Origin of the sequence: Pseudoalteromonas sp. NEC-BIFX-2020_002 (assembly GCF_013002825.1) — a bacterium.
Taxonomy (GTDB): domain Bacteria; phylum Pseudomonadota; class Gammaproteobacteria; order Enterobacterales; family Alteromonadaceae; genus Pseudoalteromonas; species Pseudoalteromonas neustonica.
In genome coordinates this window covers 20,942-40,376 of record NZ_JABEPJ010000028.1, presented here as the reverse complement: position 1 = coordinate 40,376, position 19,435 = coordinate 20,942, and the positions used below count along the sequence as shown (strand labels likewise).

Genomic DNA, 19,435 nt, shown 5'->3' with positions numbered 1-19,435 from the left:
ACTCTTACGAGCACGATATCCATGCGCTTCATAAGGCAACATCACTAAACGGGCATCTTTACCTAACCCTTTTAGTGCGGCATACATACGCTCGCTTTGCATTGGGAAAGTGCCGTGAGATTAAAGGCGGGATCTTCTTGTTGAGTGAGAATGATAAAAACGCGGTATCAAACCGCGTTTTTATCAATTTAGAGTGCAACTTAACTCAATTACTCAGCTGAAATTACTGTATCTGTGGTTTTATCATCACTCAGTAAATATTTATCAAGCCACTGCTCTTGCTCCCAAAGTACATGCAGCAAACTCTTACGAGCACGGTATCCATGCGCTTCGTATGGCAACATCACTAAACGGGCATCTTTGCCTAACCCTTTTAGTGCGGCATACATACGCTCGCTTTGCATTGGGAAAGTGCCGTGAGATTAAAGGCGGGATCTCCTTGTTTAGTAGGAATGATAAAAACGCGGTATCAAACCGCGTTTTATCAATTCAGAGTGCAACTTAACTCAATTACTCAGCTGAAATTACTGCGTCTGTGGTTTTATCATCACTCAGTAAATATCTATCAAGCCACTGCTCTTGCTCCCAAAGTACATGCAGCAAACTCTTACGAGCACGGTATCCATGCGCTTCGTATGGCAACATCACTAAACGGGCATCTTTGCCTAACCCTTTTAGTGCGGCATACATACGCTCGCTTTGCATTGGGAAAGTGCCTGAATTAGGGTCTTCTTGCCCATGGATCATTAGCATTGGTTCGTTAATTTTCTCAGCATGAAAAAACGGTGACATGTTTGCGTAAACGTCTTGAGCCTGCCAAAAATCGCGTTCCTCACCTTGAAAACCAAACGGCGTTAGTGTGCGGTTATAAGCGCCACTTCGAGCTATACCGGTTTTAAATAAGTCACTGTGAGCTAATAAGTTTGCAACCATGAAGGCACCGTAGGAATGCCCTGCTATCGCAATTTTATCTTTATCCGCAATGCCTTTTTCAACCAGGACATCAACGGCAGCTTTTGCACTTGCCACTAATTGCTTTCTAAATAAGTCGTTTGGCTCTTTGCCCTCAACACCTACTATAGGCATTTTAGGGTCATCAAAAACAGCAATCCCTTTAGCAAGGTAAGGCATTGGGCCCCAATAGCCTATATATGTAAATTCATACTCAGACTCACGTACTTGCGATGCCACTGCTTTATCTTTATATTCCAGTGGGTAAGCCCACATTAGTACAGGTAAAGTACCCTGTGTTTTATCATAACCTGGCGGTAAGTATAATGTACCTGATAACTCCACTCCATCATCACGTTTGTAACGTACGAGCTCCTTGGTTACACCTTTAAATGCAGGGTAAGGGTGCTCAAAGGTCGTAAGCTGAGTTAAGGTGTCCTTGCCTAAATCACGAATAAAAAAGTTTGGCTGCTCTTTTTTTGATTCTCTGATGGTGATTAGTTTTTCACCTTCGTCATCAAGCATCGCACGCACACGCTCATAATATGGTGCAGCAGATTGCCACAAGCGCTTGCTGCTATTTGTTTTTATATCATATTGATCTAAAAATGGTACATTACCTTGTTCTGATGCGCCATTTCCGCGTAAGAATATATAACGTCCGCCGACGACTTTGATTACGTTTTCGCCTAAATCATTACGCTCATAAATTGCATTACCGGGATCTTTATAAGCATCATTGTAGCTTCGCTCAGAGAACAAAATACGGTTTTTATCTGCGTTACGAGGTTGGATGACATAAGTACGTAATTGGCGATCGCTAAAACGCCATTCACTAAGCAACGCAACATTATCGTTGACCCATTCAATACCCGCAAATCGACGTTCAACTTTAGCAAATAATTTAGGCTCACGTTTAAACGGCGAACGTAAACTATAAATGTGATCATGATGAGGCACATCTGTCTTCATATCGCCACCATCTTGCGCTTGTGCCCATATAACTTCAGCTCCTTGATCAGCACGCCATTGAAAGCTTCGGCGACCTGTTCGTACACTATCATAACCCTGAGGAATATTGTCAGCCAGAGCCTGCTTAGCAAGTTCAGCTAACGCAAAACCTCGCATCCCCAGTATTTGCCATGTTGTCGCAAAGCGACTGTAAGGTACTTGATAGGAAAAAGGTTCATCAATGCTCGCAACTAAAATGTTCGTTGAGTCTGGTGAAATTGAAAATGATTTAAATAAACCCGCTTTCCCTATTGCTGTCGCCACACCACTGAGTGGAATATAGGTAAGTTGACCTTGCCCATAAAATTTAAACTGTTGTTCATCAAACGGGCTCGTCAATAAATTTTGATAAGTACGAGCAGGTGCTTTTTGGCCACTACTTTGTTGGATAACTGGCACCACACTGTCTGCATCACTAACCAAACGCGACTTACCGATATTAACAGCTGCATTAGCAACAATTGCAGTACTATCCGGCAGCCATTGGTATGGTGTTGCTGTTAATACTGAATTTAATGCAACTCCCGCAAGCTCACGCGCTTGTTTGGTTTGCGTGTTGTAAACCCACAAATGAGCCTCGGTAGGTTGCTCAACAATAAACGCAAGATATTCGCCATCACTTGACCATTTAGGTGAGCGGATCACACCTTGTGGTAAATTATTAACTTCAACTACAGCACCTGTTTCAATGTGTTTTAATTGTAAGCTACTAAACTTTGAGCGAGGACGAGAGCGTGAAAAGTTAGCTGGGTTTAGTTTTATACCTGCTAACTTCACCTCTTCTTTTGCTAAGTCGTCCAATGTTTCAACACGTTTACGGTCAAATAATGCAAGCCATTGCCCATCCGATGATAAATAACTACTAGGCGCTAACTTTGCATCTACTAGTGCAGCTAAATCACTTGAAGGGGTTTGATAACCTTGTGTGCTATAGCTTGCACTGCTAAAACAAACACTGAGCCCGAGAGCAAATAAAAGCGTTATGCCTTTCATTTTTTATCCTTGGTATTTTTTATTAGGTGTGTATCTAAACATGTTTCGTAAAATCCATAAAGTTTTTGCGTTCATTACTAGGCTAAATTGCGTTAAACTCCCTAATTGGTCCATATAATCACTGTCTCGTAATCTAAATGAAAAATAAAACCGACAATATAACCATTTTTGACGTTGCCAAAGAGGCACAAGTTTCCAAGTCAACGGTCTCCTTAGTACTCACTCAAAGTGACAAAGTCAGTGATAAAAGTAAAGAAAAGGTATTGCAAGCAATTGATAAGTTAGGTTATGTATATAATCGCGATGCTGCTGCACTGCGCAGTCGCCGTTCTAACTTAGTGGCGCTAGTCATCAATGACTTAACCAACCCCTACTCTGCTCAGCTAGCTGTTGGGCTTGAAAACCATATTCATGCGCTTGGTATGCTGCCTATGTTGGTAAACACCGCAGAAAGTGTTGATCGTCAAACACAAGTTGTTAAAACACTTAAAGAGTACAACGTCGCCGCTTTTATAATGTGCCCGGCACCAGGAACTACACAACAGTGGGTTGATGAACTAATTAACAGTGGCTTTCCTGTCATTCACATCATGCGAGAAGTTCCCTTTTGTGCAGCCCCAACGATTTTACCCGATAACAAAAAAGGCAGCCACCTAGCCACCACCCATATTCTGCAACAAGGTATTGAAGACATTGCGTTTATAGGTGGAACCGACGATATCTCAGATTATCATGAACGTTTAGCTGGTTTTAAAAGCGCCTTACAATATTTCAAAATCAGCGATGATAAGCCATGCCTAAATGCAGTAACTAATCGCCAAGGCGGACGCGATGCATTTAACTCGCTGTATGCTCAATACCCTGATACAAAAGCAATCATTTGTTTTAACGATGTCATTGCTTATGGTGTTATTGAAGCGATCCGCGAGCAAGGCTTAATCCCAGGCAAAGATATAAAAGTTGTCGGCTTTGATGACTTAGCTGATTCATGTTTAATGTCACCTTCTTTGAGTAGCGTGACCATCAATGCAAATGAGATAGGCAAGCGAGCCTGCCACGTGTTGCAAGAATTACTTAGCCACGGCACGCCTGCGGTAAGAACATTAATCGACGTACACCTAAAAGTAAGAGATTCAAGTCAATGAAAAAAGTATTAGTAATTGGCTATGTGTGGCCAGAGCCCAATTCATCAGCGGCAGGCACGCATATGATGTCGTTGTTAAACACATTTACAGCCCAAGGTTGGGACGTTGAATTTGCCAGCCCTGCACAAAAAACTGAGCACATGGTAAACCTTAGTGATTTTGGTATTAGTAGTACAACTATCGCTCTCAATTGCGCTAGTTTTGATGAATATGTTGCACATTACGCCCCTGACATTGTCATGTTTGACCGTTTTATGATGGAAGAGCAATTTGGTTGGCGCGTAGATAAATACTGCCCTACAGCATTAAAAGTACTCGATACAGAAGATTTACAGTGTTTACGTAATGCCCGCCATGAAGCACATAAAGGAAATAGAGCGTTTGATCACAGCGATTTACATTCTGATATCGCAAAACGAGAAATTGCTGCTATTTTACGGTGCGATTTAAGTTTAATTATTTCCAGTTATGAAATGCAACTTCTTGGTGATGTGTTCAAAGTAGATAGCTCGCTATTACATCATTTGCCTTTTATGGTCGATTTAGCTGCACTGCCAGAGAAAACTAAATCGTTCGATGAACGTGAACACTTTATGACCATAGGTAATTTTCGCCATGCCCCAAATTGGGACGCAGTTTTATACCTGCAACAAATATGGCCACTGATCAGAAAACAGCTACCACACGCGCAACTGCATATATATGGCTCATATCCGCCACCAAAAGCCACAGCCCTGAACAATCCCAAAACAGGATTCTTAATTAAAGGCTGGGCAGATGATGCATACGAGGTTATGCAAAGTGCACGCGTATGCTTATCACCTCTTCGTTTCGGTGCTGGTATTAAAGGTAAGTTACTAGAGGCGATGATAATGCAAACACCAAGCGTTACAACGTCTATCGGCAGTGAAGGCATGCATAATGATCTGCCATGGAATGGGTCTATTGAAAACGATCCACAACATTTTGCTGACGCAGCTGTTGCTCTTTATCAAGATAGCGTTTTGTTTGCACAAGCACAAAACGCGGGTGCGGCTTTATTAGAAACACATTACGATAAACACCCGCTGGCAAGTCAATTGGTTGAAAAAATTCAAAGCATCACTCAACAGCTCAAAGCTCACCGTGAAAGCAATTTTACGGGCCAAATGCTTAAACACCACACGATGCGCAGTACTCAGTACATGGCACAATGGATTGAAGCAAAGAACAAGTAAACTAAGTTAAGAAAAAACTAGACAGGCGGGGATTAGTGTTTAAAATCGCCGCCAATTACATAGGCAATTTAAGCTACATTGTCTATATTTTTTAACTGAACAATTTAACCTTTGGTTCAAACATCATTTGAAAACCGCAACGTTTACTGAAAAACGAAAATTTATCGTTAAGCTTGGCAAAATGCTCCATAAATATGGCACTCCAGCTTATCGACTCGAAGCCCATTTAATGGAAGTGGCAACATACCTTGATCTTAAATCATCGTTTGTTATGTCCCCCACATCCGTTACTTTTGTTATCTGGACTGACGGCCACGAAGACGAATACACCCACGTTGCACGTGTTGACCCTGGCGATCATGATTTAGGTTCACTCGCCGACACCGACGACCTTGTGAATCAGATGCTAAACGGCGAACTAACTCTGCAAGAAGTTGACCTTCAGCTTGATGCCATTTTTGTTATGCCCAACCCTTATAATAAAGTAACAACCGGTATTGCTTTTGCTACCTCTGGTGGAGCTTTTGCAATGCTAATGGGCACTAGCTGGAATGACGTATTCTGGTCTGCGACTTTAACATTAGTTGTTTATTTATTTGTAATGTGGTCAAGCCGCTCCAAAAGAGTAGCGCACATGCTTGAACCACTCGTTGCCATCGTCTCTGCTATTTTGGCATGTGCGATAAGCGTTTACTTAGATGTGGGCATTAATATACGGCTAGTCGTGCTGTCAGCCATCATTGTGTTTATACCCGGGCTTGCATTGGCATTAGGGCTTGCAGAACTCGCAGCAAGACATTTAGTGTCAGGTACAGCGCGCGTCATGGACTCATTTATGTTGTTGTTTAAGCTTTATTTTGGTGCCTTTATTGGTATTGCGATAGGATTTGCTATTTTCGGTCAGGTTGATTTTGTACCGCCAGAGCCTTTACCAAAATGGACTGCATGGCTAGCAATTCTACTTTTATGTAGTAGCTTAATCGTTATTTTTAGAACTAAACTCAAACATGCTTCATGGTCGATTGCGTCAGGTTTTATTGCTTATGGCACAAGTATTGGCTCTGCGATGTATTTGGATTACACCTTAGGGACATTCGTAGGGGCATTTTCTGTCGGTGTTTTTAGTAACTTATTTAATCGTATCGCTAATGCACCTGCGTCTATCGTTGCTATGCAGGGCCTAATAGTACTAGTACCGGGGAGTAAAACCTATATCGGGCTAAATTCACTTATTGAAGGGCAAGATTTTGTTTATGCTGAACATATCGGGCAGCAAACATTTCTAATCTTTATGTCACTCGTAGCTGGCTTAATCTTTGCTAACGTAGCATTACCACCGAAAAAGAGTTTGTAACACACACCCGAGTCATTTAAATGCAAGTTCACATAAAACCAATACATTGCGCATTTACAGTGACTTGGGAGCTACTCCTAAATCTATATCAGTTATTCCCTGTTCATTAAATAGATTAAAAAGACTCATTTAAAACTTAACTTATTCGAGTCGAAAACAATCCAAATTTTATTAAATACGTGACCATTCTCGCAAATTATATAACTTACTGTGACAGTAATTACTGATATACGCCTTGTATACCCAAGCCGCCTCAAGATGCAGGGTTCAGCGTTTCACAGGGGCTTAATATCAAGGCGTTACTTTACAATAATGGTCGTCCCTTATAGGAAGTAACAACGTAGAGAGTAAGCGCCTGTGAAACGCCCAGAGGGTTGGTTTAAAAGCGATTTATCCTGCATAATTGATTTAGGTAAGGGAATAACCATTACCTGCAATCAATGCCTTGCCTAAATCGCTTTTAATTCCAACTGAAACTCACATCTTGAGGTGACTTGGGTATATAAGGTCAAGTGGTAGTTCAATGCACAGCAAGTGTCTAAGGTTATCAATTTATTTATCAACATAAGATATTTTAAAAGTCACGTATGACTTCGTATTCCTCTTTTTAATGACCTACCCCATGGCAAAGCTTTTCGCTTAGGCTCAAATTCGCTTTGCGATGAGGGGGATCTTATACCAATCTGGATAAATGTGGGGTCTATTTAATTCGTTAAATTGTTCAAATATTTATCCAGATTGGTATTGATTAGCTTACTCTCACTTGCAAGCCCAGAGAATTAAAACCAAAGAGATTAAAACCTTCAATAGCAACCAATCACAATGTCACTCGATATATAATATAAAACCATAAATACAAATCAAGATTAGCAACAACCCTCTTCGAGATATTTTATCTTTTTAGTTTCATTCATGACATCTACCCTATTAATTTTTAATCAACTAGTTGTGAATCAAAAGAGAATCAACAATAAAATTAATAAGTAAACTTAATTTATTAAATTAATTCACATAAAAAATAAATATAAAACAATTGATTTTTATGGATTAAATTTAAATTTCACATCATTTTATTTTCAATTTAGTTACTTTCATAACTATTCACTTAAATTCAAGACTCTGATTTTAAAAAGGCGTTTAATAGAGTCACAAACAAAGCAGGCTCTCGTTACTTTCTATACAAGAGTAACTATTAACTAATTTTTAGTGATCTGTATTTGTTTGTAAGCAGGGTTTTGCAAGATCATTCGGCTATTAAAAATGAATACATAAGTACGAATTGCAAACCGACAATTTGATACAACAAAATGAAGTTTTGATTCAAGGGGAATCGAGGATGTTAAAAGTAAAAATGAATAAACTGCATCTAGCAGTGAGCGCATCGCTTATTACATCAGCATTAAGCCTACCTATGGTAGCACACAGTGCCGAAGCAAAAAGTACCGATGAAGTTGAAGTAATACAAGTACGCGGTATTCGCGGCAGTGTCGTTAAATCACTTAATACAAAGCGTTACTCAGATTCAATCGTTGATGCTGTAACCGCTGAAGATATCGGTAAGTTCCCCGATCAAAACGTCGCAGAATCACTACAACGTATAACAGGCGTATCAATTAGCCGTAATTTTGGTGAAGGTGAACGAGTCAGTATTCGTGGTACAGCTGAAAGCCAAAACCGTACCTTATTAAATGGCCAAGCCGTTGGCTCTGCCGACTGGTGGACGAACTCAGCAGCGAGCCGTGGTTTTAACTACACTATGTTGCCTTCTGAGATTGTATCTGGCCTAGAAGTATATAAGTCACCTGAAGCTGATATAGATGAAGGCTCAATTGGCGGTACCGTTATTGTTCGAACCCGTAAACCTCTTGATTTAGAAGCCAATAAAATTGCTGGCTCGGTGCTTGCGCAGCACAGTGAAATTTCGGGTGAGACCGACCCACAGTTATCTGTCATGTATAACTTTAAGAATGACGATGAAACATTTGGTGCACTTATTTCATTAGTTCGCCAACAGCGTAATCTTCGCCGTGACGGAATTGAATCATGGAGCTGGGCAAAACGTGACATCACTTTAACTGATGGCACAGTTCATAAAAATGTATACAGCCCAGGCGGCGGCGGTTCAGCCATGTTCTTACAAGAGCGTGTCCGTACCGGTATTAACTTAGCCATACAATATCGCCCAACTGAACAATTAGACTTAACTTTTAATGCATTAGATTCAACGCTTGAAGCAAATAACGAAAATCAAAACTTCTTATGGATCCCAGGTTATGGTCAACGTGCAGCTGAGTACGACCAAAATGATGTTTTAACTCGCCCTGCAGATCCACATTACAATAGCGTAGACCTTATTAATCACGACAAAGTGGGTCAAATGTTAGTCGGTGGTGAGCTCGCATTGTCACCAACAGGAAACAACATTCTTGATGAAACCAAAGTACGTAACTCTGAGATTAAAACTAAATCATATGATTTAAAGGCTGATTACCAAGGTGAATTGTGGCTAACCAGTGTACATGTTGGTTATACCGAAGGCAGTGGTGGTTCACAAGCTGACCGAAGTGTGGGCTGGGAAGGTAACTACGTACACAGCTTTGATACTTCTGCTGTGGAAGATGTACGTACCACATATGGTGCAGATCCTGCAGACGGTAAACAATGGGATTTAGGTTTTTTACGCTACGACAGCAACAATGCTAAAGATGATGAAACGTACTTACAAGTTGATTTTTCGCGCCCAATTGACATCGCTGTCTTTAATAATGTGAAGTTTGGTTTGAAATACCGTGATCATTCTCGCTTTAATACAAAACACACTACCGACAACCGTACAGATTTAAACTGGAATTTGGCTGATTACTCACTTTCAATGCCATCAGATTACCTATCAGGGCTAGGTTCTGACGGCACATTACGTAACTATGCAATCACTGATTCAAATAAAGTTCGTGCAGAAGGTGATGCACTAGACTGGAATTACCGCGTACTAAAAGCAAGTACCTTTGAAGTTGAAGAAAAAATCACCGCTGGTTATATAAAAGCAGATATTGATGTTGATGGTATGCGCGGTAACTTAGGCGTACGTTTAGTGCAAACTCAACAATCTACAGCAGCGTACGTTGGTACCAGCGGTTCTGAAGTATGGACTCATGATGATCGTGACTATTTTGATATATTACCGAGCATCAATTTAGCCGTTGACTTAGATGAAGATTTACTACTTAGATTTAGTGCCGCGCGTGTTATGTCTCGTCCTGATTACGCTGCAATGACACCATCTACATCTTATAACCTTGAAACTAAAACAGGCAGCGGTGGTAATCCTGAAATCGACCCGTACCGTGCTACACAATTTGATACGGGTATTGAGTGGTACTTCAGCGAAGCAGGCTTGTTCTCTGCGGTCGTATTTTACAAAGATATTCAATCATTTTTAGATGTTACACCCAGCCTAGAAACACACGAAGGCGTAGAAATATTAGTAAACCGCCCTACTAATGGTCGTTCTGGACGAATTCAAGGTTTAGAGCTTGGTTATCAACAAGAGATCTATGATGGCTTTGGTGTAAATGCAAACTATACGTTTGTAGATGGCGAAGCAAAAGACGCAGACGGTAACGATACTATTATTCCTGGCAACTCTGAGCACACAGTTAACTTAAGCACTTACTATGAAACAGAGACCTTTAGCACGCGTATTTCATATAATTTCCGTACTGGTTATAACTCAGGCCAAGGCCATGGCTATGTAGATGATTACGGTCAAGTAGATGCTAACTTTACTTATAATGTAAATGATAACTTAGCACTGGTATTCGAAGCCATTAACCTAACTGATGAGCATACGTTTAGCTATCAAGAAGAAGGCGTACAACAAGCACTTACAGGTGTGTATGCTGATGGTCGCCGGTTTGTAGCTGGAATTCGCTTTAACTTTTAAAGTCGTTTTTGTCGAACTCCAAGCTAACACAGGTATTCGACTCTCGCCATGGATGGCAGCCCCTATGCCCAGGGGTTTAAAGCAGGTAGTCATTTGACTATCTGCTTTTTTTCGTTGTAGGCAAATTAAAGTATTACTAAGGCAAACCCGCCCTAGTAATAATAAACAAAACAAGTACAATCAATAGTTAAAAACGTTACTTGGTCAACATCGGCGAAACTTAATACGTGTCAACAAGCGCAGCAATTCATCTTAAAATACAATACATAGGGTTTTGTAGTTACAAATCCTTAGTAATATTGTTTTGCCTGATTTTTACGCCATTAACGAAAGCAGATTTACTCAGCGCGACGCTTAATTACCACCAAGGAAGCTATAGCGAAGCGAAACGTGAATTTTTACAACTTGCCCATTTAGGTAATGCAGATGCGATTTATAATGTTGCAGTGATGTATTTACATGGTCAAGGTGTCGAAAAAAACAAAGCCCAAGCATTTGCTTGGTTTAGTTTAGCAGCAGATTTTGGCCTACTTGATGCTCGCGATACAGCTATGCTGATTGCGGAGCAAACAGATAATAAGCAACCACTTGATGATGCCTATAATGCATTACTAAAACAACTTAGCTTTCAATGGTATGACCAACAATTACGGCCAGAATTAAACGCCAGTCCTGCATTGCATTTGAGCCCTGAACGTCGCTACACAGTCGAGCCTAAATACCCCGAACACGCATACAAAAATGGCATTGAAGGTTGGGTATGGTTAGAGTTTGATATTGATAAAAGTGGCGCAGTCACTGATATTACTTTAATTGATTCATACCCTGAAAAAACCTTTGATAAAGCAATTATTAATGCCGTTAGACGTTGGCAATACCAAGGTAATAACCAAACCTTACCTTACTATAATCGCTCTTTGCTTTACCATTTTACAACCTACAAAGGCAAGCAATACGAACAAAGCTTTAAGAGTCAACAGCGTGAATATAACGAAAAAATTTCAGATCTAATCGATGCTGCTGAACAAGGCAACGCGTTAGTCCAATATTATATTGCGAATTGGCTGAGTTCAAATGATTACAATGCTACACGCTTACTAAAATATCATTGGCAACAAGCCAACGCCAATGGTGAGCTCTTGTTACGCTCTGCCGTAAACGGCTATGCTAATTCGCAGTATCGAATTGGTGCAAATATGCTGCGAGGTAAATATGGCAAAGTTGATCGCGAAAAAGGCTTAAACTGGATTTTACTTGCCGCACAAAGTGGTTTTGCTAGTGCGCAATACCGCTTAGGCCGAGAGCTATTAAATAGCCAGTATGTCGATTACGCCCCAAATAAGGCGCTAAAATGGCTAAGAGCCGCAGCGGAACAAGGGCTATTTAGTGCAAAACGCGATATTGCCTTGTTACTTTTTGATTTAAAAAGACCAATGCAGCAAGTCAGCACTGCCCTTAATGAAGCGTTGGCTGGTGATAATGAACACCCACAATTATTATTGCTAAAAGCGAAAATACACGCTGCTACTGGTAATTCAAATGATGCTAGAAAGCTTTCTAATAGCGCACTAAAGGAGGCGCAAACCCGCAACTGGGATCAAAGTAGCATTAGGCACTTTATTGCGACATTGCCTTAGCTGCTTTGTGTAATAAAATATCAGTCTCAATCCCATCTACTTGACTAAACACAACTTGACTTCCATCTTCAGAGCTACTGATATTGAGATTAATATCAATATCATAACCATATACACCAAGCTCTTTTATAAATACATTTCGGTTTTGCTGTGTTAAATAACAATACAGCAATAGTTGATGACCTTGACGTAACACATAATAAATCCCTTGTTTAAAAACCGCGGGTTTAAAAAGCTCAAGCGAAGGTAACAACTGCGAAAGCGGTAATTGATGTTCCAATACCCTCGATAGGTAAGTACGTACATGTAAATCATGTTCTAAATAGGAACTATTGAGCTGCCATAAAGCATGCTCTTCATCTAATGTTTCAAAATTAGTATTATCTGCAACCAATGTATTACTCATTAGCTGAATATCGTAGCGCCAATCTTGCCATTGTGGTTGCTTATTAATGCCTCGTGCGCTTTTCACTTGATAATAAATACTGTGGCTGTCTTGTGACCAATGCACCCCGTTGAGTTGATCAAAACCAGAAATAATGGGCACTAAGCGGCGTGAAAAAGTGTTAATCAAATAGATATTCTGCTGCTCGTCAGCCAACAACACATTGTCACCATTAGGAGAGAAAAGTAGATACTTTGGTGTAATATCACTGGGTAATGTGGCAATAAGGTTAGCCGCTTTACGCTGCTTATGTTTTAACCACACCTCGATATGCTTAAACCCTGTGATGCCTCTTCTTTGCAATGAAATAAACGCACTTTGCTGCCCGTCTGGTGATACGGCAGGCAAAATATCCATCCGTGCTGACGATGATAGTTGCATCGTACTTAGGATCTCTGGGGTATCTTTGCTTAGATCTAATTCAATTTGATACAAATTCACCCTTGCCTGCCCTTCAGCATGAGCGATATCTCCGGTTTGCGGGTTAACTGCTAAATCAGCAATAAAACCTAATGGTTGGTGTACTACCTGTTCGTTACCTTGATAATCATAACGACGTAATGCATCATCTCCTAACCAATAATAATTGTCTTGCGTATCAAATAATAACGGTGCATGGCTATGACGGCTTCGTTTTATTTCATTGCGTTTAAGTGAGCCTGTTAAATCGACCTCACTGACGCTAAACCACCCCTGATCTTTTTCAAGTAACAACATTTTTTTATGGTCGTTTATATCAAATGTGATTGGCTTAAAATCACCGACTATTTCTTGATCTAATAAGGTTGGCGTAGGCGAGAAGCCTAACGTATATTTTACAAGGCGTGGCTGCTCATCTTGCCAATGAGTCGTATAAATAGTGCTCTCATCCACCCAATGTAATTTGGTGGGCCCATGGCTTTGTTGGCATCGGGTTAATCTAAATTCAGGGCTCAAACGCCAAGTTTCAATCGCATTCGATACTGGCATAACACGGATATCACAGCTAATAGGATCATACCTAAAGTAAGCAAGCCATTTACCATCGGGTGACCATACTGGCGCTTCTTCTGAATAACCGGAACTTTTAATACTATGTACCGTTTTACTTTGGTGATCATAAACAGCTAAATCAAACTGACTTTGCTGATCGTTTGATTGGCTAAACGCTAAATATCTGCCACTGGGTGAGTAACGTAAAAATACTTCGGCACCAGGAGCTGAAGTAATACGAGATTGATATTCATAGTTTAGAATGGGCACGTTAGGAGAGAGTAAATACTGACTAACTAATGTAAGCCCGGCACCTAAAATTAAGCCTACAGCAACAAATAAAGCAGATATTCGCGGCGTTGTAGGGGTCACTTTTTCTAGGAACGAAGGGGCATCACTTACTTTTGCTATTAGCTGATAACCAACCCGCGGTACAGTACGAATAAACAAAGCCGTATTTTTATCATCATGCAAGCTTTTTCGTAATTGCGTGACCAACTGGCTTACTGAATTATCACTTACAACAACATTAGGCCACAGCGTATCCATAATTAAATCTCGAGATACTGGCTGCCCTTGATTGTTTAATAGTAACTTTAGCAATACCAATTGCTTAGCTTCAACTGCACACCAACTTCCAGCAACTTTTATTTTTAAGGCTGCAAAGTCAACAAGTACATCATTAAGTAATAACTGTTTTGGTATGGTTGTAGGCATCGCTCGTTTTTCACACACGTTAATCTATGGTTAAATAAGCCAAGAAGGCGTATTATAGATAAATATGATTCATCATAACACAGCACATTAATAGCTACTTATTTTATAAGCACTTAATCCGTAGCGAAATTTTCAAATCGTTTTAATTGGGTCGGGTATGACGATAAACACACTAAAATTTGTTAACATAACGATTCTTTTCCCTCTTTGTTTTTTTATGGGTATAACGAGCGCTGTAGCTGACACTAATAAAAAGCAGCTAGAAACCATACAAATTAGGGGGTTTCATGACAGCGCTATCAAATCACTACAAGATAAACGTGATAGTAATTCGATTATAGAGGCTATTAGCGCACAAGATATCGGTAAATTTCCTGATAAAAATGTTGCTGAAGCACTCCAACGGATCACGGGAATTTCTTTATCACGCGCACAGGGGGAAGGTGAACGCGTAGGTGTAAGAGGCACAACCCCAGAACAAAATCGCACCTTTTTAAATGGCCAAGCTATCGCCTCCGCAGACTGGTGGATTTCAACTCAACCAAACCGTGGCTTTAACTATACCTTATTACCTGCAGACCTCGTCTCTTCACTTGAGGTTTATAAAACACCACAAGCCGATCATAATGAAGGTTCATTAGGTGGCTCTGTTAATATTAAAACACAACGACCGCTGCACACAGATAGCAACCACTTTGTTGCTAACGCACAAGTGCAATACAATGATTTATCTGGCGAATTTGATCCACAACTAGCCATTTTTTATAATTGGACAAATCCAGAAAAAGATTTTGGTGCGCTTATTACTGTAACGCGAAATAAACGCTCACTGCGCCGAGATGGCCTTGAGTCATGGGGCTGGCATGAACAAAATTTTAATAAAAACCCCGATGATACTCTAAGCCCCACGACCAATGAAAATGCTGATATTAAAAACCTTTGGACACCCGGCGGCGGCGGCTCAGCCATTTTTCAACAGCAACGTGTTTTAACCAGTGCCACTGCCAATTTTGAATACCAACCAAACTTAGATTGGAATATACAGCTTAACACCTTGTACTCTGTCCTCAATGCCGACAACAATAATCAAAATTTTTTATGGCAACCAAGTAGCGTATTTGCTCGCGGTGGTAGCATAAGTAATGTACTTATAAACGACAATACATTGAGCTACGCTCGTTACTCACAAGTCCCAGGTGATAATTCGCAAAACTTACCTTTTAGTACTGCAATGGAGGCTATTTGGCGTGATTCACAAATCAATACTAGCAGTGTTCATCTAATTATCAGTCAGCAAGCTCACTTGTGGCAAAATCAATATCAACTTGGTTTTACCAAAGGAGGTGGCGGCTCAAAACAAGATCATACATCACAGTTTTCAGCGAATACCGCGTTTAGCGTCGACACTAGGCAGCGGAAAAACATTGTTGCCAGTTACGACACTTCCCCACTCGATGCAAAATCATGGCAACTCACACAAGCGCGCAACGACAGCCAAGACTCCAATGATCAAGAATTATATTTGCAAGGAGACTTTGAACGCGCTATTGATCATTCAATTATCAGCGCGATCAAAATAGGGGCAAAGTACCGCGATCATCAACGCGATTTTATTCGTTATCGCTCATTCAATGGTGCATTTGATGGCATAGCGCAGCAACTTGACTGGACCTTAGCTGATTACCCAGCAACGTTCCCTCAAGGATTTCTAGCTGGTATTGGCAATCAACACACGCTAAAAAATTATAGCTATGCTGATATAGGTGCGTTGTCTGCAGACTTCGCAGACATCGATTTTATCCAACAAGAAGAAAAAGCCAGCCGCTTTGATATTCAAGAGCGCACTACCGCAGGTTATGTTAAATTAATGCTTGATGGTGATGAGTACCGCGCGAACCTCGGTGTAAGGCTTGTTAACACTCAGCAAAACTCGGGAGCATACCGACGCATTAGTTCTGTTGGCTCCGAGCAAGATCGTTTTATGTGGCAGCAACATAAAAAGGATTATCTAGACATTTTACCCAGCGCCAACATCAGTATCGATCTCAGCGAAAATATAATCGCCAGAGTAAGTGCTGCGCGAGTAATGTCACGTCCGCAGTATAATCACTTAATGCCTTCAACAAATTATAATGTTACTCAAGCACAAGGCCAAGGCGGCAACCCTGATCTCGATCCTTATCGTGCCAATCAATTTGATTTAAGCGTCGAGTGGTATTTTGATGATGCCGCCCTGCTCTCATTTGCCTTATTTAATAAAGATGTTGAATCGTTTGTTGAATTTAAGCGTAGCATTGAACAACACGAAGGCATTGATATGACAATAGATAGACCGATAAATGGCAGCGGCGGTACTATCCGCGGTGTTGAGATTGGCTACCAACAAGAACTCATTTATGGATTCGGCTTAATCACCAATTATACCTTTGTTAATGGTGATCGCACAGATAGTGTCTCAGGGCGCAATAATTATGTTCCTGGCACCTCAAAACACACCATTAATTTAACCAGTTACTATGAAAATGATTGGATAAGTTCACGTCTTGCGTACAACTACCGCACTCATTTTGCCACTGGCGTAGGGGAAACCATGATGGATGACTTTGGTCAGCTTGATGGCAGTATTACCTTTAAAGTATCTGATAGTTTTGACTTTGTTATTGAAGCGATAAACCTAACCGATGAGATCACTTACCTGTATGAACGTAATGAATATGCACCAACGGGGATTTACCAAAATGGTCGTCGCTTTTATCTTGGCGTTCGTTATAGTCATTAATCGTCAAATACGGAGCTTAATCGCATTTATTCGTTTGTTAGGTACATCCTGATATAATCCTTCGATAATTAAACTTGCGAAGGAAAATAACAATGCTAAAAACTAGCTTAGCACTGGCAATTGGGCTTACAAGCTCGTTGGCATTTGCCGCAACGCCTTTAACCGTTGAAGATATACCAAAAATTCAATCGGTTATTCAAACCAGCATTAGTCCTGATGGCGACAATGTTGCATTTACTCGCTCTGTACCGCGTGAACTTTACGTAGACAAAAATGGCACTAACTATAGTGAGCTTTACGTTGTTGACGACCAAGGCGTAGAGCGCCCGTTTATCACAGGCTCCGTTAGTATCAAGAGCATTCAATGGTCTAATGACAGTAAAACAATCTATTTTTTAGCCAAGCTAAATGAAGATAAATTTACCTCACTGTACCAAATTCCTGTAGATGGCGGTCAAGCGAGCAAAGTGCTTTCGTTAAAAGGCACATCAATTTCAAGCTATGAATTAAGCCCAAATAACAAGCAGCTAGCTATTTTAGCTATGCCAGCGGCTGATAAATCTGAAAAAGAACTTAAAAAGCTTGGCTTTATGGCTGAAGTTTATGAGCTTGGCTTAAAAGATAAACAGCTTTTTATTATTGATCTAGCCAAAGCTGACAAGCCTCTCACTCCTAATGCACTGAGCATTGCCAACTACGTGAGTGAAGTTAACTGGGCAGCCGATGGTGAAAAGTTACTGGTTAAAACTCAGCCAACCGCTTTAATTGACGATAAATATACTAAGTCACAATGGCACTTATTTGATATCGCGAGCAATAAAGTAACCATGTCATTTGCTACCGAAGGCAAATTAGGTGATGCTGAGTTATCGCATGATGGTAAATACATTGCAATCTTAGGCGCAGAAGATAAGCATGACCCATCAACAGGTCGTTTATTTTTAGCTGATACAAAAACCGGCGATGTAACTGACTGGCTGCCTAACTTTATGGGCCATGTTGTTGACTTTGAATGGTCTCATAAACGTAACACACTTAACTTTATTGCCAATGTTGGCACACAAAGTTTTGTAGCAACGATTAAAACTGGCTCTAATAAGTACAAAAAAGTTATTAAAGAAGGCAAATTTATTGCAGCAAACCTAAGTATATCTGATTCAGATAAAACCTTGGCGCTACGTGGCAATACAGCAACACACCCTAACGAAGTATTTATCATTCGTGGTAAAAAAACAGAGCGTTTAACTAATTCAAATACATGGTTAGATGACAAACGTTTTGCTAAACAAGAAACTATTTCTCTTAAAGCCCGTGACGGCGTTGAGATTGACGGCGTACTTGTCTATCCTCTTGATTACAGTGAAGGTACTCGCTACCCGTTAATCATGTCTGTGCACGGTGGTCCTGAAAGCCATGATAAAGATGGCTGGGTAACTAACTACTCTCGTCCTGGTCAAATGGGTGCGGCGCGCGGTTATGCAGTATTTTATCCAAACTATCGTGGTTCAACAGGTAAAGGCGTTGATTATTCAAAGCTTGGCCAAAACGATTACGCAGGTAAAGAATTTGACGATTTAGTTGATTTTAAGCAGCACCTTGTCGAAATGGGCCTAGTTGATACTAAACGTGTTGGTATTACCGGTGGCTCTTATGGCGGATATGCGTCTGCATGGGGCGCAACAAAACTGACTGAACATTTTGCGGCAAGCGTGATGTTTGTTGGTGTCACAAACCAATTGTCTAAATTTGGTACTACTGACATTTCAAATGAAATGAACCTAGTGCATGCGCGTTCATATCCGTGGGATAAATGGCAGTGGTATTTAGAGCGTAGCCCTATTTACTGGGCTGGCCAATCTAAGACACCACTGCTAATAATGCATGGTAAAGAAGATCCGCGCGTACACCCGGCGCAATCAATGGAACTTTACCGTTATATGAAAGTGCAAGGTAAGGACGTGCGTCTAGTTTACTACCCAGGTGAAGGCCATGGTAACCGTAAAGTAGCTGCACAATACGACTACAGCTTGCGCTTAATGCGCTGGATGGATAACTACTTAATTGATGGTAAAAAAGACATGCCAGCATTTGAGATCGATCATGCAGCAAAATTAAAAGCAGCGAAAGACGCAAACAAATAACATTATTTTTGCGTTAAATAAGTTAACTGGCCAACGTTCACGTTGGCCTTTTTATTTTTAAACATAGCTATCGTTAGGTGTAATATAAATACTGCTATCAGTAAAACTTACAAAAAAACCTTACCTGAAA

Annotated in this window: 9 protein-coding genes and 1 pseudogene; 7 read left to right on the top strand and 3 right to left on the bottom strand. The window is 40.6% G+C overall.

Going from position 1 to position 19,435, the window contains the following annotated elements; genetic code table 11:
• Nucleotides 1-209 precede the first annotated feature (209 nt).
• Nucleotides 210-416: pseudogene (locus HJP15_RS20530) on the bottom strand (alpha/beta hydrolase family protein); the annotation flags it as partial.
• Between the two features lie 94 nt (nucleotides 417-510).
• Entirely contained in the window at nucleotides 511-2,955 is a 2,445-nt protein-coding gene (locus HJP15_RS20525; RefSeq protein ID WP_170174529.1) for a S9 family peptidase, read from the bottom strand.
• 137 nt (nucleotides 2,956-3,092) lie between these two features.
• Here HJP15_RS20525 and HJP15_RS20520 point away from each other — a divergent pair, with 137 nt between their 5' ends.
• The 5 genes from HJP15_RS20520 (at nucleotide 3,093) to HJP15_RS20500 (ending at nucleotide 12,251) form a co-directional block, all read left to right on the top strand.
• Entirely contained in the window at nucleotides 3,093-4,100 is a 1,008-nt protein-coding gene (locus tag HJP15_RS20520) for a LacI family DNA-binding transcriptional regulator (RefSeq protein ID WP_054206709.1), read from the top strand.
• Entirely contained in the window at nucleotides 4,097-5,317 is a 1,221-nt protein-coding gene (locus HJP15_RS20515) for a glycosyltransferase (protein ID WP_054206710.1), read from the top strand. The genes HJP15_RS20520 and HJP15_RS20515 overlap by 4 nt, the downstream gene beginning before the upstream one ends.
• A 127-nt stretch (nucleotides 5,318-5,444) precedes the next feature.
• Entirely contained in the window at nucleotides 5,445-6,671 is a 1,227-nt protein-coding gene (locus tag HJP15_RS20510; RefSeq protein ID WP_082379074.1) for a threonine/serine exporter family protein, read from the top strand.
• Nucleotides 6,672-8,007: 1,336 nt separating this feature from the next.
• Nucleotides 8,008-10,614, top strand: a complete 2,607-nt coding sequence (locus HJP15_RS20505) for a TonB-dependent receptor (RefSeq protein WP_170174528.1) — start codon at nucleotides 8,008-8,010, stop codon at nucleotides 10,612-10,614.
• A 227-nt stretch (nucleotides 10,615-10,841) separates the two neighbouring features.
• Nucleotides 10,842-12,251, top strand: a complete 1,410-nt coding sequence (locus HJP15_RS20500; protein ID WP_349304644.1) for a TonB family protein — start codon at nucleotides 10,842-10,844, stop codon at nucleotides 12,249-12,251.
• Here the strand turns inward: HJP15_RS20500 and HJP15_RS20495 are convergent.
• Entirely contained in the window at nucleotides 12,232-14,403 is a 2,172-nt protein-coding gene (locus tag HJP15_RS20495; RefSeq protein ID WP_170174527.1) for a winged helix-turn-helix domain-containing protein, read from the bottom strand. The two genes, HJP15_RS20500 and HJP15_RS20495, sit on opposite strands and share 20 nt — an antisense overlap.
• 199 nt (nucleotides 14,404-14,602) lie before the next feature.
• Between HJP15_RS20495 and HJP15_RS20490 the strand changes: the two genes are divergently transcribed.
• Complete coding sequence (locus tag HJP15_RS20490; RefSeq protein WP_249365902.1) at nucleotides 14,603-17,164, top strand: TonB-dependent receptor; 2,562 nt, start codon at nucleotides 14,603-14,605, stop codon at nucleotides 17,162-17,164.
• Between the two features lie 92 nt (nucleotides 17,165-17,256).
• Entirely contained in the window at nucleotides 17,257-19,305 is a 2,049-nt protein-coding gene (locus tag HJP15_RS20485) for an alpha/beta hydrolase family protein (protein ID WP_170174525.1), read from the top strand.
• Nucleotides 19,306-19,435 lie beyond the last annotated feature (130 nt).